The following is a 25,370-nucleotide window of genomic DNA, read 5'->3' on the forward strand; positions in this document are numbered from 1 at the left end:
TTTGGTTGAATCGGATCAAGACGTGGATGGCCGGGACGTCTGCGCGAAGACAGGCTTCGCGCTTTCGCCCGATCGTGATGCATTGAAACGCTTCATCATCAACTCATACTGATCTAGATGCGGAGCAGGGGATCGGGCTGTCCCTCGGACAGGGGTCGGTCCTTTAGCGTCCATTCTCGCTGTATCTCGTGCACATGGACGTCGCGAGCGCCGGCCTTCGTCAAGATCTCGACCGCGCGCTTCTCCGCGTCATCGTCCCGGACGCTCACCCACACGACTGTCCCGCCTCGCGAAAGTTGTTTCGAAACGCTGGCGCGGTGGTGGTGCGCTACCGCGCCAGCCAAAAGAGCGCCAAGTCCGCCTCCTGCCGCGGCGCCGACAATTATCGTGCCGATTGCCGGCACCGCCAGACCACCGGAGCCAGCGGCGACCGCAGCGGCTGCGACGCAGCCGATATAGAAGGGGATACCTACAAGCGCCGCTTCGCCCTCGACGCGAGAACCCTTTTCGGCAAAGGCTGTCCCCGGCGCCCGGCCGTCGTCCTCGATCTCAATGAGAGTGGGGTAAAGGCCGTCCATTCGCTCCTTGATCTTCTGATCGCTTGCGAGCACGGAAACCGCCGCTCTGTCGAAACCTGAAACCTCGAGTTCGTCAACTGCGGCTTCCAGCGCCTCGAAGTCGGAAAAAACTCCCACGGCTTCGCGCGCGGTATAATTCACCGTCCCGTTTGTGTTTTCGGACATTTCGGAAACTCCTATCGGTTTGTCATTTTCAGCGGCGCTGCTTCGGCAACGCGCTCAGCTAACCGATAGAAGTCGATGCAAGGCGACAATGTTCCCGGTCGAGGCGGCAAGGAAAATTGGCGACGGTTCGACGGACACAATCATTGGCCATTTGCCAAAATTCGTTCTCGGTATGTCACATTCATCGGACGGGATCGGGGTCATTGCCAGGCCGACCGAGGCGCAACCGCCTGACCGGCCCGGTCGTCACCAACGGGACTCGTATCGGCGCGCCTTGATCATCCCTCGATGACATGGGCCGATGGCATGGCCTGTGGTCTCGTCAGTGAGGCTGCGTGCGATGCTGTTCTTGGACTTCGATGTCCGTACCTACCGGCTTGGACCTATGGCTTTGGCGCGCTCAGCAGTGCGCAAAACCGATGCAAGTCGAAACCGGCCACTCAAAAAACGGGTCGATGCAAGGTTGTGAACCAGGATTTCCAAACAGATGGTGCCCAGGAAAGGACTCGAACCTTCACGACCTTGCAGCCACTGGCACCTGAAGCCAGCGCGTCTACCAATTCCGCCACCTGGGCACGGACCGGGTTAGTAGGCATCGGCCGCGCGCTTGTCAAATCCTTGAAGAGGCGCTCGAATAGCCGCTATAGCGTTTTCGAGCGAAGCATGTCCTCGGGCTTGACCCCGGGATGGCACCGGTTCGCGTCAAGAAAACGCGTCAAAACACAAGCCGGAGCCCGGCTTTGATTCCATCAAGCGGGAATGGCTCCGCGCCCCGCCGGTTGACGTGTCGCGGAGCGGCGGAATATCCCTTGTTTGACCTGAGATCAACGCCCTTGAGGATCAGACCATGGCATCGAATACGGATACCCTCGTCACGGTTTTCGGAGGCTCGGGCTTCCTCGGCCGGCATGTGGTTCGCGCGCTCGCCAAGCGGGACTACCGTATCCGGGTCGGCGTCCGGCGCCCTGAACTGGCCGGACATTTGCAGCCGCTCGGCAAGGTCGGCCAGATCCATGCCGTGCAGGCCAATCTGCGCTATCCGGCGTCGGTCCGCGCGGCGATGCGCGACTCCCATGTGGCGATCAACCTTGTCGGCATCCTGAGCAAGAGCGGCGCGCAGACCTTCGACGCCGTGGTGGCCGAGGGAGCCGCGACCGTCGCGAAGGCGGCCGCGGCCACCGGCGCGCGCATGGTGCATGTCTCGGCGATCGGCGCCGACGACAAGTCGGCCTCGGCTTACGCCCGCGCCAAGGCGGCAGGCGAAAAAGCGGTGCTGGCGGCCGTGCCGTCCGCGACCATCCTGCGGCCGTCGGTGGTCTTCGGCTCCGAAGACCAGTTCGCCAACCGGTTTGCCGCGCTGGCGCTGATGTCGCCGGTGCTGCCGCTGATCGGCGGTGGCGCGACGAAGCTGCAGCCGGTCTATGTCGGCGATGTCGCCACCGCCGTCGCCGACGCGGTCGACGGCAGGACCAAAGCGGGCGCGGTCTATGAACTCGGCGGTCCCGAGGTGTTGTCGATGCGCGAGATCATCCAGATCATCCTGCGCGTCATCGAGCGCGAGCGGGTTCTGGTGCCGCTGCCGTTCCTGATTGCCCGCTTCAAGGCGATGTTTCTGCAGTTCGCTCCGGGGGCGCTGAAGCTGACGCCGGATCAGGTCGCGCTGCTCAGGACCGACAACGTCGTTTCCGATTCGGCGACTGCCGCGGGTCTGACGCTTCAGGGTCTTGGAATCTCGCCGGACTCGATGGAGGCCGTGGTGCCGCAGTATCTCTGGCGCTTCCGCAAGGCCGGCCAGTTCGCGCAGAATGGGGCGTGACGATCCCGCGGGTCGCTTCTGCATTCGCAGGGACGACGAAAGATCACCGCCCCAGTGCCAGCGCGATCAGGCCGAGCGTGCCGACGATCACCCGCCACCAGGCGAAGAACGTAAAGCCGTTGCGTGTGACGTAACTCAGGAACGCCTTCACCACGACGATCGCCGTGACGAACGACACCACGAAGCCGATCGCGACGATGCCGAGATGGTCGGTCGTCATGTCGGCGCGGTTCTTGTAGAAATCATAGGCGAAGGCCCCGATCATGGTCGGGATCGCAAGGAAGAAGGAGAATTCCGCAGCCGCGCGCTTGTCGGCGCCGAGCAGCATCGCCGAGACGATGGTGGCGCCGGAGCGCGACACGCCGGGAATCATCGCAAGGCACTGCGCGATGCCGATCCAGATATACATCGGCAGCGGAAAGGCGGTGGCGTCGTGTTCGTGCGGCTTGTGGTCGAGCTGATCGACCCACATCAGCACCGCGCCGCCGACGATCAGCGAGAAGCACACCACCCACGGATTGAACAGCAGTTCCTTGATGTACTTGCCGGCGATCAGGCCGACGACCACGGCCGGAAGGAAGGCCGCGAGCACGCCGATGACGAAGCGCCGGTCCGCGTCATTGGAGAACATCCCGAGCGCGATGCGCCACAGTTTCTCAAAATAGATGACGACGATCGCGAGAATCGCGCCGAGCTGGATCAGCACCGTGAACGTGTTCCAGAAATTCCCCGAACCGAGATCGAAGAAGCGCTCCGCCAGCAGCAGATGGCCGGTCGAGGACACCGGCAGGAATTCGGTGACGCCTTCGACGATCCCGAGAATGACGGCTCTGATCGCATCGGAAAACATGGAATGGCCCGCTCCGAATCGCATTCGACGCCAGACGGCGGGCCTTTCTCGCTTATTTGCCGCATTGCGGCAATGCCGAAATTCGTCGGATCGGCAATCATGGCTCCAATCCGTTGACGGCCTGCGGCGTTAACGGATTAGAGATACTTTCTTAAGCATCGCAAACCTATCAAGGGCGCCATGTTCACGCTGTTTCACCACCCATTCTGTCCGCAATCGCGCTTCATTCGCCTTGCTCTCGGCGAGCACGGCCTCGATGTGCGGCCGGTGGAGGAACGGGTGTGGGAGCGGCGTGAAGCATTCCTCGCGCTCAATCCGGCCGGCACCACGCCGGTGCTGATCGCCGAAGGCGTCCCCGCGGTCCCCGGCGCCGCCATCATCGCGGACTATCTCGACGAGACCTATGGCGAACGGATCGGCGATCGGCGGCTGCTGCCCACCACGATGCCCGAGCGCATCGAGGTGCGCCGCCTGATGGCATGGTTCAACGAGAAATTCTTCGAGGAGGCCTCCGGCCCGCTGGTGACGGAACGCATCTACAAGCGCTTCATGGGCGAGGCCATCGGCGGCGGCTCGCCCGAGACCGACGTCATGCGCGCCGCCCGGACGAATGTGCGCTACCATCTGGCCTATATCGGCTGGCTGGCGCGGACCCGGAACTATCTCGCCGGCGACCGGCTGACCTATGCCGATCTCGCCGCCGCGGCGCACCTGTCGGCGATCGACTATCTCGGCGATGTGCCATGGGCCGAGGACGACGCGGCGAAGGCGTGGTACGCGCGAATCAAGTCGCGGCCGTCGTTCCGTCCGTTGCTGAGCGAGTGGCTGGCGGGCGTGCCGGCGTCGCGCACTTATGTGGATCTGGATTTTTGAAAACGCCTCGTAGAGCAGTTCATATTTAGATGGAAACGGAGCCTGCCGTCATTGCGAGCGGAGCGAAGCAATCCAGTTCTTGCTTTAAAAGCATCTGGATAGCTTCGTCGCTCCGCTCCTCGCAATGACGAGAACAGGGCCCCGATTCCATCAAAGCCGGAATAGTTCTAGCGGGGGGCTCGCCGTTGAACGGTGCTCCGAGGCGGACATGGGAGTCATCCCCGCCGGTTCTCGTATGCCTTCAGATGCGTATAGATCGTGCGCAGCTTCGGCACCGGCAGCTTCGCAGCCTCGGCGCGGGTGATGAGATCGCCGATGATCTGATCGGCCTCGACCCGCGCGCCGGCCTCGATGTCGCGGAACATGGATGCGGTCAGCGGCGAGCCCTCCGCCGTCAGCATCGCCGTGGTGCGGGTCAGGAATTGCTCGCGCGGCGCGTGACCGGCCGCCTTCGCGATCCCTGCGATTTCGTCGAGCGCGCTGAGGATGAAATCCCGGCCGCCGGGCGCGGCGACGATCTGGCCGATGGACGCGCGCATCAGGCAGGTCGCGCCGGCCAGCGTCGCCAGAAACACCCACTTCTCCCACATGTCCTGGATGATGTCGTCGGATGCCTGCGATCCGCAATTGCCGCTGGCGAAGACCTCAGTGATGGCCCTGACCCGATCGCTCGTGCCGCCGTCGCGCTCGCCGAAGCCGAGCGACTGCATCGGCGCCAGATGGACGATTTCGCGCTTGTCGTTGAGCGTGACCGCGAGCGAACACAGGCCGCCGAGCACGCGCTCGCGACCGAATTTCGCGTCGAGCGCTTCCAGGTGCCGCATCCCGTTGAGCAACGGGATGATCGCCGTCCGCGGACCGACCGCGGGCGCGAACGATGTGATCGCGTCATCGAGATCGAAAGCCTTGCAGCTCAGCAGGATGACGTCGAACCTCTCGCTCAAGCCGCCGGCCTGCACCGTCGGCGGGTTCTTCAGCGTGAAGTCGCCGAGCGGGCTCTTGACGACGAGGCCGGCGCTCGCAAGCTCAGTGGCGCGTCTGGAGCGCACAAGGAAGGTGACATCCTGGCCGGCGTTGAGCAGCCTGCCGCCGAAATAGCCGCCGGTCGCGCCGGCTCCCACAACGAGAATGCGCATCGCTCAACTCCGTTCAGGTATTGTTGCTCTTGCCTCCGATATGCCGGGCTGCGCCGGCGTCGTCGACTCAAAAAAGATGCCGCCGCATTTGGCCGCTCAGATCAATCGCTTGATCTCACGCTTGCGCCAGACCATCAGGTAGAAGGCCATCTGCAGCACCATCATGGTGCAGAACGCGGCGGGATAGGCGATCCAGACGCCCTCGACGCCGATGCGATGGCTGAGCACCATCGCAACGGGCACCTCGACCGCGACGATGGCGAGAATCGACAGCAGCGTCGGCACCAGCACCGTGCCGCTCGCGCGCATGGTGGCCGAGAACACGCCAGCCATGCCGAACGGAACCGTGCTCCAGAGCACGATGAACAGCAGCGTCTGCGCCAGATCGAGCACCTCGGGATTGGTGATGAAAAGTCCGATGATGATCCGCGACAGCAGATAGCCGAGCGCGACAAGGCCGCCGGTCAAAAGCAGGTTGAGCCAGATCCCGGTGCGGACGATCGCGCCGATCCGCCCGGTTTGGCCTGCGCCGATCGCCTGCGCCGCGAAGATCGACGCGGTGATGGCGATCGAGATCGCCGGGAATTGCACATAGCTCAGCACCTGGTTGACTGCGCCATAGGCGGCGGTGGCATCGGAGCCGAACCTGTTGACGATGCCGAGCAGGACGATTTCCGCGAGCGACATCACCACCATCTGCACCGCGGTGGGCACTCCGATGCGCAGCACCTTGCCGAGCAGTTCGCGATCGAGCCGCATGGCGCGCAGAAGCGCTGCATCCGGCGCCAGCGGATGATTCATCCGTCGCATGTGCACACCGAGCCACAACAGCGTCACGACCGCCGAGATCGCGGACGCGATCGCGGCGCTGGCGACGCCGAACTGGGGCAGTCCGAACCATCCCCGGATCAGCGCCGGCGTGACCACGAGCCCGATCAGCGTCGAGATCGCAAGCGCCCACAGCGGCGTGACGGTGTCACCGACGCCGCGCATCATCGCGGTGGCGAGCAGGAAGGTGAACGTCGCCGGCATGGTGATCATCATGATGCGGGCGTAGTCGGTCGCGGCGTCGAGAATGTTGGGCGGTGTCGCCAGCGCCATCATCAGATCGCGCGCGAATACGCCGCCGCCGATCGCGATCACGCAGCCACCGAGCAATGTCAGCGCCAGCGTGGTTCCGGCGATCGCCTTCGCCTTGCCGACGGCGCGCGCGCCCCATGCCTGACCGATCAGCACCGACGAGCCCGCGCCGAGCCCGATGATGAAGGAGATGAAGAAGAACATCATCGGAAAGAAAATCGAGGCGGCGGCGAGCGCATCGACGCCGATCATCTGGCCGAGGTAGATGCCGTTGATGGTGCCGAACAGCGCCTGGAGCACGTTGCTCAGCATCATCGGCATCAGGAAGGCGAGGTACGCCTGCCACAGCGGTCGCGCGGTGGTCATGATCCGATCCTTGGGGAGTTCAGGAGACACCGCCGAAAGCCGGAGCTATTCCGGCTTTGATGGAATCAAAGCTCGGCTCCAGCTTTTCGTTTTGACGCGTTGTCTTGACGCGAACCGGTACCCGCCCTCGGGTCAAGCCCGAGGACATGCTTCGCTCGAAAACGCTATGGTGGTCCGGTTCTACCATTCGCATTGCGGGCCCGCAGCGGGTGGTGGCGAATGTCAAATTCGCTCAACTAGCTTGACGATGTGATCGCGGATATCGTCCGGCCAGCCGGCGATCAGGCCTGCCAGCCGCCGCCGGTCGCCTGCGAACAGCGCGCGCGCGGCTTCCTCGAAGTTTGCAAGATTGCCCGCCATCGCGGACATGAAATGATAGGCGGCGTCGCGCGCCGCACGGCTGCGATCCCTGTCGCCGGACGAACGGCGCGCCTCCTCGACCAGCTTGCGCAAGGCGACCGAGGCGCCGCCGGGCTGCGCGCTCAGCCAGTCCCAGTGCCGCGGCAGCAGCGTCACTTCGCGCGCGACCACGCCGAGCTTCGGCCGTCCGCGGCCGCGCGGTTTGGAGGCGTCGCAGGCTTCCGCCGTTCCGACCGGCAAGGTCAGGCGGGCCGCGATCTCGTCGTCGGACCCGCGCAAATCGAGGTCGATCGGGCGCCCGGTCGCGTCGCTGTAGATTGCGATCGGAGCGGTCGTGCGCGTGCCCGCGCGCTTGACCGCAAGCGCGACGTCGGCGAGCGGACCGGACGCGATCCGCCGCTGGCCCTCGAACGCGGTGAAACAGGAAGTTTGGTCGTGGATCATCGGCGGGTCCGATTGCGGGTTGGTCGGTATTTATTATCCGGATAAAATTTGTCTGTCAATATTACCCGGATAAATATCACAGCGCACGACGCTGAGCGGCGCGCGTCGCCTCATCAGAAGCGAGGCTCTATGATTTTGATTTGACGCGTTTTCTTCACGCGAACCGGCATCCACTTCGCTCGAAAACGCTCTAAGCGCTCGCGCTTGGACGGAACCTTCTCGATTATCCGTCACTGTTTCAGCAGACGATTTTGCAAACGCTGGAACCGCGCCAGGTGTTCGAGCATCCAACAGGTGTTCGAGCATCCAAATTATTCACGAAAAGCCAGTATGGTCCTGCGGATTCGAGAGGGTTCGGCACGTGGGCGGTTCTGGCGTAGTGATTCTTGGTGGTGCTCATGGAACGCTGGCCTTGGCTCGCAGTCTCGGCACCTTAAAAATTCCGGTCGTCTGCATTTCCAACGACAGGATGCTGCCCAGCTGGTCGAGATACGTCGAAGGCCCGATATCCTGGCCCGGCCATTGCGATGGCGAAGCGGTCTCTTTTCTCGCCCGGATGGCGAAGGAAAGGAAATGGGACGGGTATTTGCTGGTGCCGGCGGGCGACGGGGAGGTACGATTTGTATCGGAGAACCGGGCTGCCCTGTCCGCGACGTTCAAGATTATGCTGCCCGGTTGGGATTCGTTGCGCTGGCTCTGCGACAAGCCCTTTCTTTATCGCCGTGCGGACGAACTGAACGTGAAAATACCGAGAACCCATAGGCTCGTGTCGGTCGAACAGGCCGAAACGCTGGCCGTGACCTTCCCGGTCGTACTCAAGCCAAACATGGGCGGCGGCAACGGGCCGTTCTTCAAGGCCAAGGTCGTGCGGGCCGACGACCAGGCGGAGCTTGCCCGTGCCTATCGCGACGCCGCCGGGCAGATCGGGGCAGCGAATGTCGTCGTTCAGGAACTGATTCCTGGAGGTGGCGAAAGCCAGTTTTCCTACGCGGCCCTCTGGCATGACGGGCAGCCCGTTACAGAATTCACGGCCCGCCGCACCCGGCAATATCCGGTCGATTTCGGCTATACGAGCACCTTCGTGGAGGTGGTCGACGAGCCGCGCGCCATTGAGGCCGCTCGTACCATGTTGGCGTCGGTCGGCTTTGGCGGCCTCGTCGAGGTCGAGTTCAAGCGCGACCACAGGGATGGCTCGCTCAAACTTCTTGATGTCAACCCGCGCCCCTGGTCCTGGTTTGGCCTGTGCGCAGCCGCCGGCGTCGATCTGGGTGCAATGATGTGGCAGGTCGCGAACGGCCGCCCGGCCAAACCTGCCGTGGCGCAGATCGGTGTATCGTGGATGTACCTGGTTCGCGACTTCGTTGTCGCGATGACGCTGCTCGTCAGGGGGCGCATCGGTGTGGGCGATTATCTGCGCTCTTTTGGGCGCGTCCGGGCTTGGGCGGCATTCGCTTTGAACGACCCCTTGCCCGGTGTTATCGACTTACCCCTCACGGCCTGGCGCGTGCTGACGAGGCGGGTCCTCAAGATCGGCTGACTGACGATGATATTGATTGGTTCAGTCAGGCGGAAGACCCGACATGCTCTCAAGCCGTTCGATCAGAGAACGGGCTGCGGTTGGCAACCGCAAGCAAAGCACCGATCACGATGATGGGTCGGCCAGCTTGCCGAATTTTGCGCCGTACTGGATACGCCGCTTGAGGTGACGAAGGCCGAAGACGGTATCGGCCGAGAGGCGGCCGAGAGATGATGCCCAGCGGTCGAACTCGCCCTCCATGACGACGACGCTGCCCGCTTTACCAACGAATCCCTTCTTGAACTGACGCAGGCCCGGTTCATGCGCGGCGCCGCCCAAGTCGTACCACTCGTATCCATGGTCATGCAGCCAGTTGAATATCCACCAGTGGAGCGCGTAGCCGGCCTTGATCGGCAGGGCATCGGCCGATGTCGCGCCGAACATGTAGTAGGCGGTATCTCCGAACAGTCCGATCGTTGCGCCCGCAACCAGCTTGCCCGCGTGACGGGCGATGACGAGCTTCGGTTTAAGCTTTTCGGGCAGGCGAGAGATCAATTCGCCCGTGAGATGAACGGGCGTGGTGCTGGAAAAATGCTTCCGTTCCATCATGGAGACGTAAAGCGCCTGGAAAGCCTGGATTTCCTCGGGGTCTTCGGTCAAACGGACATCGACCGAATTGCCGAGCGCTTGCCGCAGGTTGTAGCGCCACTTCTGCGCGAGGCTCCGGCGTTGCGTTTCGGCATCGAGCGCCGTATTGACCACGTAGCGCTCACAGTCGCTGAACGCGCGCCGCTGCACAAAGCCGAGATCGCGCAGCAAGCCGCATTCCAGTGCATGGTAATGCGGGTGCGGCCGGGACAGGGTGGTCAGGCAATGACCGCGAGTCACGCAATATTCCTCGACCAGCGCCGCGATCATGGTGCGGTAGATTTCCGGGTCCGCCTCCGCTTTTTGCTTCCGCCAGAATGGACCAAAGCGCAGGAAGGCCAATCCCCGGCCAATCAGGGGCAGGCCTACGATAGCGACCCGCGCGCCGGCGACAGGCTCGCCGTTGTGTCGAAGAAGAAGATGGCTGTCGTGCCCCTTCCAGTGATTGGACGCGTAGCAAGCCGTCTGCTCGGGATGGATGTCAGCGAAACCGCTGGCGATCACATCCCATGCATCGCTCGCCACGCTGTCGATCTCGACGCTATAACGGTCCGCCGGCGTTGGACAATCGATCGGCGCGGCCACGCCAAGGGGAGGAACATTGGCTTGTTGAAGCATCGTGATTGTCCCGGAATTATTTAGTGTTCCGGCATCCTGCTCCTCGCGGGGTTAAGGGCAGGTTCGACCTTAAGGTGATCATTTTCCTAAAATCGCGCCAAAGGACTCAACGGCACCGAAGCCGCGCATGACGACCCGGGCTCAGCCATTCAATGCCCGGCGGGGTGACACTCGAACGGCCTGTCCGCTTCAATATCCCGCAGCACTCGACCCCCGCGTTCGCGGATCCGCCGCCCCGAAGAAGCCGTCCGGTGTGATAGCGATGGAGTTGGCCGAGGTTTGTCCCATCGGCATGACCACGGTGTGGCCTCGCGCCCGCAATCCCGCAATGATTTGCTCGGAGAAGCCGCGCTCGGCGCGGACCCGATCCGGCAGCCATTGATGATGCAAGCGCGGTGCATCGACCGCGTCGGCGATGGTCATATCGTAGTCGATCACGTTGACGATCACTTGCAGGACCGTGGAGATGATACGGCTGCCGCCGGGCGATCCCGTCACCAGCACCGGCTTGCCGTCCTTCAGCACGATCGTCGGCGTCATCGAGGACAGCGGGCGCTTGCCGGGGCCGGGCAAATTGGCCGCGAAGCCGACAAGGCCGTAGGCGTTCGCCGCGCCCGGTGCCGCGGTGAAATCGTCAAGCTCGTTGTTGAGCAGCACGCCGGTGCCGTCCGCCACCAGCCCGACGCCGTAGCTGAAGTTGAGCGTATAGGTGTTGCTGACGGCGTTGCCGAAGGCATCGGCCACGGAAAAATGCGTGGTGTTGTCGCCCTCGTGCGGTGGTGGCAGGGGCACGGCGGCGGCGGGCGTCGCGCGCATCATGTCGATCGAGGCGCGCTGTTTCGCGGCATAGTTCTTGGCCAGCAGCGTTGCGATCGGCGCCTGTACGAAGGCGGGATCGCCGAGATAGCGCGCGCGGTCGGCATAGGCGCGCTTCATCGCCTCGATCAGAAGATGCAGCGAATCCACTGAGCCCTGATGCAGATCGCGCATCGGAAATCCCTCGAGGATGTTCAGCGATTCGATCAGCACGGTGCCGCCGGACGACGACGGCGGCATCGAGACGATGTCATAGCCCCGGTAGCTGCCGCGCACCGGCTCGCGGTCCAGCGGCCGATAGGACCTGAGATCGTCCAGCGTCATGATTCCGCCGGCGGCGCGGATTCCCTTCACCAGCTTCGAAGCCACCGGCCCTTCATAAAAGCCTCGCGGCCCGTGGTCGGCGATCGCGGTCAGCGTCGCCGCCAGATCGGTCTGAATCAGAAGATCGCCCTCGCGCAGCGCACTGCCGTCGGGGTGCGAAAATATTGTCATCGACGACGGCCAGCGCGCGATGCGCCGGTGCCATTGCGGCAGCGTATCGGCGGTATCGTCGCCGATCTTGAGCCCGTCGCGCGCCAGCGCGATCGCGGGCTTGAGCAGATCGGCCAGCGTGAATTTGCCCGAGCCGTATTTGTCGAGCGCCAGCGCCAATCCGGCGACGGTGCCGGGCACGCCGATGCCGAGCGCCGAATCGCGCGACTTCGCAGGATCAGGCTTGCCATCAGTGCCCAGGAAGATGTCGCGCCTGGTCGCGGCCGGCGCGGTCTCGCGATAGTCGATGGCGATGTCTCGATTGCCATCGGCAAGGTGAATCACCATGAAGCCGCCGCCGCCGATATTGCCGGCGCGCGGATAGGTGACCGCCATGGCGAAGCCGGTCGCCACTGCCGCATCGATCGCATTGCCGCCACGCGCCAGCACCTCCGCGCCGATTGCGGCCGCGAGCTTCTCCTGCGCCACCACCATGCCGTGTTTCGCAACGACCGGGCGGATCGCGCCGGGGGCGAGCGGCGGGGAGGCCCCGCGCACATCCTGCGCGGACGCGGGCGCCCAGAGAACCATCCATGCCGCGATCGCAAGGAAAAAGATGTGCCGGCGTGGCCTGCGGCGGATCATGCATTGCTCCGGGAGGGTGGTGCTGGTGTCTTTCCGTCAACCAATCGATGCTATAGGGAATTCGGCGCGCGAGGCCAGATGCCCCGCGTAATTCGACGGGACGTATCGATCATGACGGTGACGACAGCCGTACCCGCGGGCAACGCCGATCCCGGGGCGCGCTATGCTTCGCGCACCGCGGTCGCGAGCTGGATCATGTTCGACTGGGCGGCGCAGCCCTATTTCACACTGATCACGACTTTCGTATTCGCGCCCTATTTCGCAACTTTCGTGGCGGCGACGCCGGCCGAGGGGCAATCGCTGTGGGGATTTGCGACGGGCGCGGCCGGCATCGTGATCGCGCTCGCCTCGCCGGTGCTCGGCGCCATCGCCGATGCCAGCGGCCGGCGCAAACCGTGGATCGCGGCCTTCGGCGCGCTGCTGGTGATCGGCTCCAGCCTGATGTGGATCGGCAAGCCCGGCGACGCCGGCGTGATCCTGCCCCTGCTGATCGCCTATGGCATCGCCACCGTCGGCGTCGAGTTCGCCACCGTATTCAACAATGCGATGATGCCGTCGCTGGTGCCGCCCGACAAGATCGGGCGTTTGTCGGGGACCGGATGGGCTACCGGCTATATCGGCGGCATCCTCAGTCTCGTCCTGGTGCTCGGCTTTCTCGCGGCCAATCCCGCCACCGGCAAGACGCTGTTCGGCTTGTCGCCGCTGTTCGGTCTCGATCCCGCCACCCATGAGGGCGATCGCATTACCGGGCCGCTGACGGGCCTCTGGTTCGTCATCTTCGTGCTGCCGATGTTTTTGCTGACGCCGGATTTCCCGGCTAGGCGTCCGCTGCGAACGGCGCTGCGCGAAGGATTGATCGAACTGCGCGGCACCCTTCGCGAATTGCCGAAACGGAAGTCGATGGCGACCTTCCTGCTCGCCAACATGATCTACACCGACGGACTGGTGTCGCTGTTCGCGTTCGGCGGCATCTATGCCGCCGGCACCTTCGGCTGGCATACAATCCAGATCGGAACATTCGGCATCCTGCTCGCTATTGCCGGCGCGCTCGGCGCGTGGATCGGCGGCAAGCTCGACGACCGAGTGGGTCCGAAAGTCGTCATCGCCGCGAGCATGATCGTCTTGCTGTCGGCGATCGTGGCGATCCTGATGGTCGACAGGGATTCGATCCTGTTCGTGGAGGTCGCGCCGCCCGTGCCCGGCGGCGGGCTGTTCGCAGCACCCGCGGAGAAAGCCTATCTCATCCTCGGCTGCCTGATCGGCGGCGCCGGCGGTCCGTTGCAGGCGGCCTCGCGGACGCTGTTGATCCGGCTGGCGCCGAAGGATCGCATCGCGCAGTTTTTCGGATTGTTCGCGCTGACCGGAAAGGTGACGTCGTTCGTCGGCCCGCTGCTGGTTGGCCTTATCACCGCGATCACCGCAAGCCAGAAGGCGGGCATGGCGGTGCTGGTGCTGTTCTTCCTCGCAGGGCTTGTGCTGTTGTCCCAGGTTCGGGTGCAGCCGGGCCAAAGCTCGGGTTAAGCGGCGCGCGATCGTCTCCGCGCTCAATCCGCCGCGTCGATCGTTCCTGACGGCGGCGACTTTTCACCAAGATGCACGCCGTTAACGACCAGGCCGTATTTCGATGTCGGCTCGTCGTGGAATCGCTTACGGGTTTCCGCCACCGACTCGACGAACCTCGGATCTTGCGGCCGCTCCTGACTGTCCATGTAAGTGGCGATGTCCCACGCCTCCTGATCGCTCAGCGAGCCGCCGAGACCGAGCGGCATGTTGGCCTTGATGAAGCCCGCGGCGTTGTTGATCGAGGCCATGCCCGCGCCCCAGTTGAACGAGCGCGGTCCCCAGAGCGGCGGAAACACGGTTTGCCCGTCGGCCGATTTTTGTCCCTCACCATCGCCGCCATGACAGAGGGAGCAATGCTGCGCGTAGGCTTTGGCGCCGCGATCATAGTCCGCCGGCTGATCCGGCGCTTTCAGCTTGGGATAGCCCTGGCCCTTGACGGCGACGCCGGTCGGACCGCCCTTGGCCAGGAAATAGGCATAGGTCTCAAGCGCCACCAGCACCTTGTCGTTGAACGGGGGCGCCTTGCCGTTCATGCTGAAACGGAAACAGCCTTGCAGCCGCTCCTGAAAGGTATTCACGTGGCCGTTCTTGGCGCGATAGGCCGGGTAAAGAAGATAGGCGGCGCCGAGCGGCGCGGAGTTCGGCTGACGGCCGCGATCGATGTGACAGTTCGAGCACTGCAGATCGTTGCCGACGAAGCCCTTCGCATTGTGCCGGGTATCGTGAAAGATCGCCTCGCCGAGCCGGATCATGTCGCCGAACGGCCCGTCCGGAATGTCGCTGTCCGCAGGGGGCGTGTAGGAGGGGCGCGCGGCTTCCGTCTTTGCTGCCGGAGGCTGCTCCGGCGTTGCGCCTGTCAACGGAGCCGCCGCACTGGCGGACAGCATGGATCCGATGAAGCCGGCGGCCGCGAGGGCGAGAACAGCTACGGCCGGGACCGAGGGCGCAACCGGATTGCGGCTCATGGCTTGTTGTCCGGGTTATGGACTGGTGCCGCCACCGGCAGGCTCTCGTAATAGGCGGCGACGCTCTTGATCTGGTCGTCGGTCAGCTTGTTGGCGACATTGGCCATCACGCCCATGGGATCGTTCTTGCGATCGCCGGCCTTCCACGACCGAAGTGCTTTCTCGATATAGACGGCCCATTGCCCCGCGAGGCGTGGAAAGTCCGTTCCGACGCCAAGGCCGGCGGCCCCGTGGCACTGTCCGCATCCGGGCAGGTCTTTCGACCAGTCGCCGGTCGCGGCGAGCTTCGCTCCGGCCGCGATCACGGCCGGGTCAGCCGGCGCGGTCTCGGGCTTCGGCGTCGCCATGTCGGCATAATAATTCGCTAGCGCTTTTCTTTCGCCGTCCGTCAGGTCCGACGCGATCATCAGCATGATACGGTTCTTGCGCGTGCCGTCCTTGAAACTCTCAAGCTGACGTTCGAAGTACTGCGCGTTGAGACCCGCAAGACGCGGCACGCCCGTTGCCGGCTGGCCCTGTCCATTCTGGCCATGACACGGTGAGCAGGATGCCGCTCTGTCCGGCGTCCCTCTCGCGGTGATGTCCTTCCCATCCGCCGCAAGCACCGGCAGCGCCGACATGCCAAGAAGCAGCAGTGCTGCGCCTACCAGCGATCTCATTCGTTTCGCCCCCACATTCGCTTTCAAGGTTTTGCGCTCTCAAGGCTTTGTATCCGGAGGAAGAAAAAACCGTAACGTCGGAGAAGACAAGCCCGCGGCGCGATTGCCGCCGCTACATCAAAAGCTGAACGTGGCTTTGGTTCCGTGACGGCGAAGCGGCGGGCTTTAGATCATGCGCATTCTCAATATTTTAGAGCGCGATCGGACACAAAACCGGAATCCACTTTTGCTGATCGCGCTCTAATGCCGGAAATGCCTGACTCCGGTGAACACCATGGCGATGCCGTGCTCGTCGGCGGCCTTGATCACCTCATCGTCGCGCATTGAGCCGCCGGGCTGAATGACCGCGGTGGCGCCGGCCTCGACGCAGGCCAGCATCCCGTCGGCGAATGGGAAGAACGCATCCGATGCCACCACCGAGCCTATGGTCAGAGGCTGCGCCAATTTCAGTTCACGCGCGGCATCGTCCGCCTTGCGCGCGGCGATACGCGCGGAGTCGACGCGGCTCATCTGCCCCGCCCCGATGCCGACGGTGGCGAGGTCCTTGGCATAGACGATGGTGTTCGACTTGACGTGCTTGGCGATGCGGAAGGCGAACCGCAGATCGCGCATTTCGGCGTCGGTCGGCGCACGCTTGGTCGCGACCGTCAGCGCCATATCGTCGACGACGGCGTTGTCGCGGCCCTGCACCAGAAGTCCGCCGGCCACTGTTTTTGCGGTCAGGCCGCGCGCGCGCGGATCGGGCAGGCCGCCCGCGAGCAACAACCGGAGATTCTTGCGCTTGCCGATGATCGCAATCGCTTCCTCGGTCGCATCGGGCGCGATGATGACTTCGGTGAAGATGCCGGCCACGGCATTTGCCGCGTCGGCGTCGAGCGTGCGGTTGAAGGCGATGATGCCGCCATAGGCCGAGGTCTGGTCGCAGGCCAGCGCCTTGCGATAGGCGCTGGCAAGATCGGCGCCTTCCGCGACGCCGCAGGGGTTGGCGTGCTTGATGATGACGCAGGCCGCGGTGCGCGTCGCATCGAATTCGGCGACGCATTCATAGGCCGCGTCGGTGTCGTTGATGTTGTTGTAGGACAGCTCCTTGCCCTGAAGCTGACGCGCGGTGGAGACGCCGGCGCGACGATCGGGCGTGCGGTAGAATGCGGCGGTCTGGTGCGGGTTCTCGCCATAACGCAAGGTCTGCGCAAGACGCCCGCCGAAGGCGCGATAGTCCGGCGCGTCGGTCGCAAGCTGCACCGCGAACCAGTTGGAAATCGCGGCATCATAGGCGGCGGTGCGGGCGTAGGCTTTCGCGGCGAGGCGCTTGCGCAAGCCCAGCGTGGTTGCGCCGTCGTTGGCTTTGAGTTCGTCGAGCACCGCCTGGTAGTCCTGCGCTTCGACCACGACCGCGACGTCGTCATGGTTTTTCGCGGCGGCGCGGATCATCGCGGGGCCGCCGATGTCGATATTCTCGATGCAGTCCTCGTAAGGAGCGCCTTTGTCGACGGTCGCCTCGAACGGGTAGAGATTGACGACCAGCAGGTCGATCGGCGCGATGCCGTGGTCCTTCATCGCTTTCGCATGATCACCGTTGTCGCGGATCGCGAGCAGGCCGCCGTGCACCTTGGGATGCAGCGTCTTGACCCGGCCGTCCATCATTTCCGGAAAGCCCGTCAGCTCCGAGACGTCGCTGACCTTCAGCCCCGCTGCAGCGATCGCCTTGGCGGTGCCGCCGGTCGAGACCAGGTCGATGCCGAGGCCAGCGAGCGCGCGGGCGAACTCGATCAGGCCGGTCTTGTCGGAAACGGAAAGCAGGGCGCGGGTCACGCGGCGCGGTCGGTCGGTCATGATGTCGATCCTGGGGGATTAAGGCGGTCGGTTAGCATGATTTTGCCGCCGATGAAACCGGCCCTTGTCTGGCGTGTCGGCGCCGGTCACAGAACGCGCGGCTACAGCGGCAATTCCGGCTCGCGCCGCGCATTGCGGCGGGCGTTGGTGGCCGTGACCGAGGCGGTCGAGCGGACCAAACTCCAGCGCACGGTGGGGGCCTCCCGGGCACTCTGATGAATCACGATCTGCGTGGTGCGGCGGGGGCCGTCGTTGCCGGCGAGAAACACGCTGTCTTCGAGGTCGACCCGGTCGTCGGGCGCCTCGAACGTCCAGACTTCGCGGTTCGGCAGCACCAGCATCACCCCGCGCGCATCGCTGAGGCGGCTCGCCTTGACCGACGGATGCAGATGGAAACGCAAGGCGTAATCGATCCGGCTGCCCTTCATGCGGCCGCTGGGCGCGGGCGCCAGCGTGTCCTCGCCCTCCAGTCGGGAGCCGTCACGCGTTATCGTCAGAACGCGGCGATGGATCACGCCGAACCGGGCGAGATAGCCGTCATGCGACGCCGTCAGCCGTTCGGCCTCGTCCACGGTCTCGCGGGAGCTTTCGACATTGGCCGGGCCGCTGACGATCGGCGCGCCTTGTAGCAGCCGCTTCATCGCCGACCGTTCGACGAACTGACACGACGATGTTTCATGGCAGCTCAGTGTGGAATGCGCCGGCGTTGAGCGGGCGAAGGTGCGCCAGTTGTCGCGGCCGGTCGAGGGCGTGCCGCAATTGGTCACGATCCGGTTTGGGCCGGAGGACAGTTCGAACGACAGGCAGCCGGCATGCGCCTCCTCGCTGAGGTTCGACGGCGGCGGTGGTCCGGTATCGACGATCAGCGTCGTCGTGCCGGCGTCGAGCCGCTGGAAGCCGGTGTGCGGCATGCTGGCCATTGGTATGCCGCGGGTGTCGTCATAGGCCAGAAGCGTCGCCAAAAGGTCCGACGGCGCGCCGCTCATGCCGTTGAACAGCGCAAAACTGCCGTCGCCGTGACGGAAGAAGCGCAGCATCGGCATCATGCGGTCGATGGCGTTCAGCAGGGCCGGCGGCGGCGCGATGTTGCGCGCGGCGAAGGTTTGCCGGAGCGGCAACAGGTCGATCAAGAGTTCGATCAAGGCGCCGGGATTGCGCGAGACATGGCCGCCGTCGGGCAGGATCTGCCGCCGCAATTCGTCGGACAGCTTGCGCGTCGCGGTGCGGATGGTGCGGGCCTGGTTGGCAAGACACAGCGAGGCGTAGCACAGCGCGATCAGAACCTGGAGCCGCGCCACGCCGTCGGGCGCGTCGTGCAGGCCGAACCGCAACAGGCGGATGTCGCGGGCCAGCGCGCGCAGATAGCGGCGATAGAATTTCCCGTCGGTATCGCTGAGCACGAGCGGCGCCTGCGACAACAGCGAGATAACGCGGCGGGCCATGACGTCGGCGCGCCGCCCCAGCGGCCGCCTGCGCGCCGGATTCGACATCCAGTCGTCGACCAGCGATCGCGCATTGGCGCGCGTGATCGCGGTGTCGGCGGCGCGCAGATGCCGCAGCCAGCCGAAACCCAGTAGCGCAGCTTCCCAATCCTCGGATGGCGGTTCGAGGTCGAAGATCGAGCGGGAATGGCAGGTGACGATCTTGCCCGCGAACACGAAGCGGCCGGCGTAGATCTCGGCGGCGCGGGTACCGTCGGCGGTGCGCAGGTCGTGCGGTGCGATCGTCAGCCGGTCGGCGCGGCCGGGCCACAGCCGCGACAGCGCCGCCGGGCCGTCGCCGGCGCGCGCGATCGTTCGTCGCGCGAAGCGGCGGAGCAACAGCGTTGAAATGCGTCTGCGATAAGCGACCGACACGCCGCGCCTTTGGTGTGAGGATTCCCGCGAATCCCTTTGAGTTGATGGGGACTCTTTCGCGAATCCTTTTTAATCCGGAAAGGCCGGCAACGCACTATCTTGAAATGTCGCGAATCTCCTGGATTCGCCTTGGTCAATCAGGATTTGATCAATCGCGCCGCGTAGAAACCGTCGAGCCCGCTCAGCCTGGGATCGTCATGCGGCAGATGGCAGGGCAGGGTGCGCAGATCGCCCGCGGGCGTCACGATATCCTCCAGTCCGGCCACTTCCGCGGCGCCGATCGGCACGCGCCGCACGCCTGCCTCGGATGCGAGCAGCGCGCCGACGAGGTGTTCGCCCTCTTCGGGTTCCAGCGAGCAGGTGCAGTAGACCAGCGTTCCGCCGGGCTTGAGCAGCGCGAATGCTTTTTGCAGCAGCCGCTTTTGCAGGGCCGTCAGCGCCGCGATATCCGAATCCTGCTTGAGCCAGGCCACGTCCGGATGCCTGCGGATGGTGCCGGTCGAGGAGCAGGGCGCGTCGACCAGCACACCATCGAAGCCGCTGCCTGCGGCATCATCCTGCCATTCGACGGCATCGGCGACGAGTGCCCGCGCGCCCAGCGACAGCCGGCCGAGATTGTCGCGCAACCGTGCCACCCGATTTGGCGACCGGTCGATCGCGGTCACCTCCGCGCCGGCCTGCGCGAGCTGCGCGGTCTTGCCGCCCGGCGCCGCGCAGAGATCGGCGACGCGCCGTCCTTGGAGATCGCCGAACAGCCGCGCCGGCAGCGCGGCGGCGGCGTCCTGCACCCACCACCGTCCTTCGGAAAATCCGGGCAGCATTGTCACCGGGCCCTGCAACGCGGTGCGAACGGTTCCGGTCGGCAGAACCTCGCCGTGCAGCCGCGTCGCCCACTGCGCCGCGCCCGCCTTGACGGTGAGATCGAGGGACGGTTCGTGGCTGATCGCCGTGGCGATGGCTTTCGCGGTGTTCTCGCCGTAGTTCGCGATCCAACGCGTCATCAGCCACGGCGGGATATCGAGCGCCTCCGATCGAACCTCGTCGATCAGGGGCTGGCCTTCGCGCGCGCAGCGGCGAAGCACAGCGTTGACAAGTCCCGCATATTTCGCCGCGCGGCGGTCGGATTGCACAAGCCGCACCGACAGATCGACCGCGGCATGATCCGGCACGTCCATCCAGAGAATCTGCGCAGCCCCGATCAAAAGCGCGCTCTGCGCGCGCGGCGCATCGGTCGGAATGCCGCGATCGAGCAGCCGCGACAGCACATGGCCGAGAGTTCCGAGCCGGCGCAGGATCGTCGCGACCAGCCGCCGCATCAAGGCGCGGTCACGATCGGCGAGCGCTTTCAGGCCGGGATGCGCGGCGGCGCCCTCGAGTTGTTCGTCGAGCGTGCGATGCTTATGCAGGACGCCGTCGAGGATATCCGCTGCGATGCGCCGGGCCGCGAGGCCGGGGACCTCGACAGGCGGTGCGAATCTGGTTGACGGCATGAGGCAGGCACATCGCTTAAGAATTGAGGGATGACGGACAACGCGCGCTGCGCATCGTCGCGGCGGGACCGGGTTCGTGACACGCGAATATGCCAAATATAAGAATCGCCATCATGTTCTCGCATTTCGGGCGCGATTTGTGGTGGAGGCGGCTTTTTATTTTTCAAGCGATGATGATTGGTCTCGCCGATCGGAGGATATGACATGGCGGACGAGTCCTCCGCGTTGCCGCGGACCGGTCCGGCCCCTGCGCGCAAGGCGTTGACGCCGGCAGCCCGGCGAGCGCTTGCCGAGGCCGAGGCTCGCCGCGCCGCCGCGCAAACTGCCGCCTCTGCCGGACCAAAAGAGATTCAGGGGCCGAAGGGTCCCGAACCGACGCGGTTCGGCGACTGGGAGCGCAACGGGATCGCATCGGATTTTTGAGCGCATCGTTTTTCCGCCTCGCTGCCGCTTGAGCGGGCTTGCGGGTCGGCCCGACTCGCCCTATTCTAGGAATATGTACCCATATACCAGAATAAATGCATCGTCAGGGCCACGCTGGCACAGCCGGGCGTCGCCGGTTCTACCCTGGATCTTCATTTTGGGCGTGGTGGCGGGCACCATGCTGCCGGTCCGGAGCTGGGTGCATTGGCCGCCGGAGATCGTTAACCAAACGCCGCTGCCGTCCGACACCGACACGCGCGCGATCTGGGCCCGCGCCGCCGATTCGGGAGTGCGGCACCCGGTCGACGTTGTCAGGACGATCGACGGCGATACCTTCGAGGCGCTGGTTCATCTGTGGCCCGGTCTCGACATGACGACGCGGGTGCGGCTGCGCGGCATCGACGCGGCGGAATGAAGGCCGCGTGCCCTGAGGAACTGCGGCTGGCGAAAGCCGCGAGCGAGCGGCTGCGCGATCTGCTCGGCGAGGGCGTCGTCACGATCTACAATATCGGCCCCGACAAATATCACGGGCGCATCGTCGCCGATGCCGCCACGGCACGGACGCCCGACGTCTCGGCGGCGATGCTGGCGAGCGGTCACGCCCGCGCCTACCACGGCGGGCATCGCGGAAGCTGGTGCAATAGAGCATTTTCCGGCTAGGTGGATCCGATTAGCGTCAAGAAAACGCGTCAAAACAAAAAGCTAGAGCCCGGATTTGATTCCATCAGAACGGAAAGCGCTCTTGCGCGAGCCGGTGAATCACCTCGCACAAAAAAGGCGCGCGAACCGCGCGGCTTTCGGCATTGTCTGTTCACGGCAATCAGCGTTGCATCACCACCACCGGCGTTCCGATCGAAACGCGCCGATAGAGGTCGTCGATGTCGTTGTTGTACATGCGGATGCAGCCGTAGGACACGAAATGGCCGACCGTCTGCGGCCGGTTGGTGCCGTGAATGGCGTATTGCCCGCCGCCGGACAGCGTCATCGCCGCGACGCCCATCGGATTCGACGGCGAGCCTCCGGCGATCACGTCCGGAATCCGCGGATTGTCGCGCTTCACCTCCGCCGGCGGCGCCCATGCGGGGTCGCGATACTTGCCCTCGATGTGCGCGGTGCCCGCCCATTGCTTGCCGGCCTTGCCGACGCCGACGGGATAGCGGATCGCACGATCAGAATCGACGATCAGGTAGAGCCGGCGCTCCTTCGTTTTCACCAAAATCGTACCCGGCGCATAGTCACTGCGATAGCTCACCTCATCCGGCCGCGCCTCGGCTGACGCGGTACCGAGCAGGCTCGCTCCGATCGTGGCGGCCAATGCCACCGCAGCCCTCGTCAACATCCCTTCGCTCCAAAGCGGTACCGCAGCCGGCATCCGTCAAATCCGGAACTATCCCGGGTTTGTGAGCCGTTTTCGCAGGCATTGTTAAGCGGGATCGTTACCCAACTTCTTCCGGCTGGCGCAACGCGCCCGCGCGGCTGCGGCATTTAATGAAAATCCCGCAAACAAGGTAAATGACCGGAAAACAACGCCCGCAGGCCGTCGCGCACCGCGTTCCGTTATCCCGCCCGCGCCAGCGCGCCGTCGATCATCGCGATGGCGTTCTGCACGCCGTAGACCGCGACGAACGAACCGAAGCGCGGTCCCTTCTCCTGGCCGAGCAGCACCTGATAGAGCATGTTGAACCAGTCGAGCGAGACGCCGGGACGGCCGTCCTTGGCGAGCTTCTTATGGTTGAGGAAGGGTTCGCGGCGGCCGATCTCATAGACCGCGTTCTGAATGTCTTCGGCCGAAACGTCCGCGGGCAATTGCGACAGTGCATCCCGCAAGTCTTGCAGCGCGGCGCTCTCGCTCTCGGTCGGCTCGCGGAACTGTTTCGTCGGCGCCACGAAGTCGCGGTAATAGTTGATGGCATAGCCGACCAGCGCATCGAGCTTCGGATGGGTCTGCGGCGTGACGCCGGGCCGGTAGCGGCCGATGAAGCCCCACAGGGTTTCGGTGTTCTCCGCGTTCGACGACGACACCAGTGTCAGCAGCAACTGGAACGTGACCGGCATGTCGGCCGCAGGCGGCCGGCCGGCGTGAATGTGCCAGACCGGGTTGGCGAGCTGCTGCCTTGCGTCCTGACGCGGATAGCCATCGAGGAACTGCTGGTAGTCGTCGACGTTGCGCGGGATCACGTCGAAATGCAGCCGCTTCGCCGCCTTCGGCTCGCGATACATGAACAGCGACAGCGATTCCGGCGAGGCATAGCGCAGCCACTCGTCGATGGTGATGCCGTTGCCCTTCGACTTGGAAATCTTCTGGCCCTTGTCGTCGAGGAATAGTTCGTAGTTGAATCCCTCCGGTGGCGTGCCGCCGAGCGCAGAACAGATTTTGCCCGACAGCTTGACCGAATCGATCAGGTCCTTGCCGGCCATCTCGTAGTCGACGCAGAGCGCGGTCCAGCGCATCGCCCAGTCCGGCTTCCATTGCAGTTTGCAATGCCCCCCGGTGACGGGGACCGTAACCTGTTCCCCGGTTTCGGGGTCGTCGTAGGAGATCGTACCGGCTTTCGCGTCGTGCGCGACGACCGGCACCTGCAGCACCACGCCGGTGCGCGGACAAATGGGGAGGAACGGCGAATAGCTCGCCGCGCGCTCCTCGCGCAGGGACGGCAGCATGATCGCCATCACCTTGTCGATGTTTTCGAGCATCTTCAGGAGCGTGGCGTCGAAGCGGCCCGAAGTGTAATAGGCCGTCGAACTGGCGAACTCGTAGTCGAAGCCGAAGGTGTCAAGGAAGGCGCGCAGCCGGGCGTTGTTGTGCTCGCCGAAGCTCGGATGGGTGCCGAAGGGATCGCGGACTTTCGTCAGCGGCTTGCCGAGGTCCTGCGCCAGCAGCTCCTTGTTGGGCACATTGTCAGGGACCTTGCGCAGGCCGTCCATGTCGTCGGAAAACGCCAGCAGCCGCGTCTTGATCCTGTCTTCGGTCAGCACGCGGAAGGCGTGACGGACCATGGTGGTGCGCGCGACCTCGCCGAAGGTGCCGATATGCGGCAGGCCGGAGGGGCCGTAGCCGGTCTCGAACAGCACCTCGTCCTTCGGCGTCTTCTTCAGGCGAGCGACGATCTGCCTCGCCTGCTCGAACGGCCACGCATTGGATTGCTCGGCGAGCGCGCGCAGGTCGCTCGCTGACATCACGTCTGACATTCTACTCTCCATGGCGCGCGGCATGATCCGCGGCGCCAGTCTTATCCTTTTGATTGAGCGCGATCTTATCCGAAAACCGGTTTCCACTTTGCGCTGGAGCGGCCCTTCGGGTCGGGATCATGCTCTAAAACGGACTGACGGAAAAATACCGCAACCACAGGTCGGTATAGCGGCCTTTTTCCCAGACCCGGAACAGCGCCCAGTTCAGCGCCTGACGCAGCACGTCATTGCCCTTTTTCACCGCGATGCCGACGCCTTCGCCAAAATAGCGGCTCTCGACAAAGGGGCCGCCGCTGAAGGCGCAGCAGCCTTCCGAATCGGTGCCGTTGATCCAGAACGCCAGTGAAATGGCGTCGCCGAAAATGAAGTCGACTTCGCCCCGCCGCAGCGCCTGCCGCAGCGCCTCGTCGTTCGGATAGGTGTGGAGTTCGGCATCGGTGAAGAAGACCTTGAGATAGGCCTCGTGCGCCGACCCTGCGATCACGCCGACCTTCTTGCCCTCGAGATATTCCGGGCGCACCTCGGCCATCACGGCGTCGCGCCGCGACACGAATCGCGCCGGCGTTCGATAGTACGGGTCGGTGAAGTCCACCCGCTTGCGCAGCTCCGGCGTTACCGCGAGCGAGGCGATGATGGCGTCGCCGCGGTTGCTGGTGAGCGCGTCCACCAGCGTCTCGAAGCGCCGCATCTGAATCGTGCAGGTGATCTTGATTTCCTCGCACAGGGCGCGCGCCAGATCGACATTGAAGCCGGCCGGATTGCCGTCGGGACCGGTGAAGTTGAAGGGCGGATAGTCGGTCTCGGTCAGAAAGCGGATCACGGTGATGCGTGACAGATCGGGGCGATCCGGACGGCGGCGCGGATCCCAGAAGCCCGGCACCGCCTGCGGCGCGACGGTGGCGGTCTTCGCTGCGGCTTGCGCGCGCGCATCGTCGACCGCTGCTCCCAAAACCAGCATCCAGCCGGCGACCAGCATACAACCCAGCATGGTCGCAAGGCGGCGGATC

21 protein-coding genes, 1 tRNA gene and 1 pseudogene are annotated in these 25,370 nt (G+C 64.5%); 6 read left to right on the forward strand and 17 right to left on the reverse strand.

The features are described from left to right. Positions 1-113: 113 nt before the first annotated feature. On the reverse strand, positions 114-743 hold the full coding sequence (locus NHAM_RS00910; RefSeq protein ID WP_011508788.1) for a hypothetical protein: 630 nt from the start codon (positions 741-743) through the stop codon (positions 114-116). A 488-nt stretch (positions 744-1,231) separates the two neighbouring features. Beyond that, positions 1,232-1,318, reverse strand: a tRNA-Leu gene (locus tag NHAM_RS00915). A gap of 272 nt (positions 1,319-1,590) precedes the next feature. On the opposite strand from NHAM_RS00915, the gene NHAM_RS00920 reads away from it, so the two are divergent. Beyond that, positions 1,591-2,559, forward strand: a complete 969-nt coding sequence (locus tag NHAM_RS00920; RefSeq protein WP_011508790.1) for a complex I NDUFA9 subunit family protein — start codon at positions 1,591-1,593, stop codon at positions 2,557-2,559. Between the two features lie 43 nt (positions 2,560-2,602). Here the strand turns inward: NHAM_RS00920 and NHAM_RS00925 are convergent, their stop codons facing one another. Then, positions 2,603-3,409 (reverse strand): undecaprenyl-diphosphate phosphatase, encoded by an 807-nt coding sequence (locus tag NHAM_RS00925; RefSeq protein ID WP_011508791.1) that lies wholly within the window; start codon positions 3,407-3,409, stop codon positions 2,603-2,605. Positions 3,410-3,589: 180 nt separating this feature from the next. On the opposite strand from NHAM_RS00925, the gene NHAM_RS00930 reads away from it, so the two are divergent. Next, positions 3,590-4,282 carry a glutathione S-transferase family protein gene (locus tag NHAM_RS00930; RefSeq protein WP_011508792.1) on the forward strand — a complete coding sequence of 231 codons (693 nt, stop codon included), beginning with the start codon at positions 3,590-3,592 and terminating at the stop codon, positions 4,280-4,282. Between the two features lie 215 nt (positions 4,283-4,497). Here NHAM_RS00930 and panE read toward each other — a convergent pair whose 3' ends face one another. The 4 genes from panE to NHAM_RS27415 all read right to left on the reverse strand — a co-directional run bounded on the left by panE (position 4,498) and on the right by NHAM_RS27415 (position 7,974). After that, complete coding sequence (gene panE, locus NHAM_RS00935; protein WP_011508793.1) at positions 4,498-5,418, reverse strand: 2-dehydropantoate 2-reductase; 921 nt, start codon at positions 5,416-5,418, stop codon at positions 4,498-4,500. 96 nt (positions 5,419-5,514) lie between these two features. Further along, positions 5,515-6,864 (reverse strand): MATE family efflux transporter, encoded by a 1,350-nt coding sequence (locus NHAM_RS00940; RefSeq protein WP_011508794.1) that lies wholly within the window; start codon positions 6,862-6,864, stop codon positions 5,515-5,517. Between the two features lie 222 nt (positions 6,865-7,086). Next, a complete protein-coding gene (locus NHAM_RS00945; protein WP_011508795.1) occupies positions 7,087-7,668 on the reverse strand; it encodes a DUF2239 family protein in 582 nt (193 codons plus the stop codon). Positions 7,669-7,701: 33 nt separating this feature from the next. Next, entirely contained in the window at positions 7,702-7,974 is a 273-nt protein-coding gene (locus NHAM_RS27415; RefSeq protein ID WP_198136977.1) for a hypothetical protein, read from the reverse strand. A 55-nt stretch (positions 7,975-8,029) separates the two neighbouring features. On the opposite strand from NHAM_RS27415, the gene NHAM_RS00950 reads away from it, so the two are divergent. Then, positions 8,030-9,205, forward strand: a complete 1,176-nt coding sequence (locus tag NHAM_RS00950; protein WP_011508796.1) for an ATP-grasp domain-containing protein — start codon at positions 8,030-8,032, stop codon at positions 9,203-9,205. 105 nt (positions 9,206-9,310) lie between these two features. On the opposite strand, the gene NHAM_RS00955 is transcribed toward NHAM_RS00950, so the two are convergent. Further along, positions 9,311-10,450, reverse strand: coding sequence for a lipid II:glycine glycyltransferase FemX (locus tag NHAM_RS00955; protein ID WP_011508797.1), 1,140 nt, complete (start codon positions 10,448-10,450; stop codon positions 9,311-9,313). A gap of 189 nt (positions 10,451-10,639) precedes the next feature. Then, positions 10,640-12,385, reverse strand: a complete 1,746-nt coding sequence (gene ggt / locus NHAM_RS00960) for a gamma-glutamyltransferase (protein ID WP_011508798.1) — start codon at positions 12,383-12,385, stop codon at positions 10,640-10,642. Positions 12,386-12,496: 111 nt separating this feature from the next. Here ggt and NHAM_RS00965 point away from each other — a divergent pair, with 111 nt between their 5' ends. Next, the gene (locus NHAM_RS00965; RefSeq protein ID WP_011508799.1) at positions 12,497-13,906 is read left to right on the forward strand and encodes an MFS transporter; all 1,410 of its coding nucleotides are present in this window, start codon (positions 12,497-12,499) and stop codon (positions 13,904-13,906) included. Between the two features lie 23 nt (positions 13,907-13,929). Here the strand turns inward: NHAM_RS00965 and NHAM_RS00970 are convergent, their stop codons facing one another. From NHAM_RS00970 to NHAM_RS00990, 5 genes are all read right to left on the reverse strand, one after another. Next, positions 13,930-14,913 carry a c-type cytochrome gene (locus NHAM_RS00970; RefSeq protein WP_011508800.1) on the reverse strand — a complete coding sequence of 328 codons (984 nt, stop codon included), beginning with the start codon at positions 14,911-14,913 and terminating at the stop codon, positions 13,930-13,932. Next, the gene (locus tag NHAM_RS00975) at positions 14,910-15,572 is read right to left on the reverse strand and encodes a c-type cytochrome (protein ID WP_011508801.1); all 663 of its coding nucleotides are present in this window, start codon (positions 15,570-15,572) and stop codon (positions 14,910-14,912) included. Before NHAM_RS00975 ends, NHAM_RS00970 begins: the two co-directional genes overlap by 4 nt. A gap of 240 nt (positions 15,573-15,812) precedes the next feature. Beyond that, entirely contained in the window at positions 15,813-17,405 is a 1,593-nt protein-coding gene (purH, locus tag NHAM_RS00980; protein WP_011508802.1) for a bifunctional phosphoribosylaminoimidazolecarboxamide formyltransferase/IMP cyclohydrolase, read from the reverse strand. Positions 17,406-17,506: 101 nt separating this feature from the next. Beyond that, complete coding sequence (locus tag NHAM_RS00985; RefSeq protein ID WP_011508803.1) at positions 17,507-19,261, reverse strand: heparinase II/III family protein; 1,755 nt, start codon at positions 19,259-19,261, stop codon at positions 17,507-17,509. Positions 19,262-19,398: 137 nt separating this feature from the next. Further along, complete coding sequence (locus tag NHAM_RS00990; RefSeq protein WP_011508804.1) at positions 19,399-20,751, reverse strand: RsmB/NOP family class I SAM-dependent RNA methyltransferase; 1,353 nt, start codon at positions 20,749-20,751, stop codon at positions 19,399-19,401. Positions 20,752-20,955: 204 nt separating this feature from the next. On the opposite strand from NHAM_RS00990, the gene NHAM_RS00995 reads away from it, so the two are divergent. Together NHAM_RS00995 and NHAM_RS01000 are read left to right on the forward strand one after the other, a co-directional pair. Beyond that, entirely contained in the window at positions 20,956-21,174 is a 219-nt protein-coding gene (locus tag NHAM_RS00995; protein ID WP_011508805.1) for a DUF1674 domain-containing protein, read from the forward strand. Positions 21,175-21,247: 73 nt separating this feature from the next. Next, positions 21,248-21,834: pseudogene (locus NHAM_RS01000) on the forward strand (thermonuclease family protein). A 160-nt stretch (positions 21,835-21,994) separates the two neighbouring features. Here the strand turns inward: NHAM_RS01000 and NHAM_RS01005 are convergent. The 3 genes from NHAM_RS01005 to NHAM_RS01015 all read right to left on the reverse strand — a co-directional run bounded on the left by NHAM_RS01005 (position 21,995) and on the right by NHAM_RS01015 (position 25,351). Continuing rightward, positions 21,995-22,513, reverse strand: a complete 519-nt coding sequence (locus tag NHAM_RS01005) for a L,D-transpeptidase (RefSeq protein ID WP_011508806.1) — start codon at positions 22,511-22,513, stop codon at positions 21,995-21,997. Positions 22,514-22,731: 218 nt separating this feature from the next. Next, positions 22,732-24,363, reverse strand: a complete 1,632-nt coding sequence (locus NHAM_RS01010) for a lysine--tRNA ligase (RefSeq protein WP_011508807.1) — start codon at positions 24,361-24,363, stop codon at positions 22,732-22,734. Between the two features lie 124 nt (positions 24,364-24,487). After that, entirely contained in the window at positions 24,488-25,351 is an 864-nt protein-coding gene (locus NHAM_RS01015; protein ID WP_430707713.1) for a transporter substrate-binding domain-containing protein, read from the reverse strand. Positions 25,352-25,370: the final 19 nt, after the last annotated feature.

The organism is Nitrobacter hamburgensis X14 (assembly GCF_000013885.1).
Taxonomy (GTDB): Bacteria; Pseudomonadota; Alphaproteobacteria; order Rhizobiales; family Xanthobacteraceae; genus Nitrobacter; species Nitrobacter hamburgensis.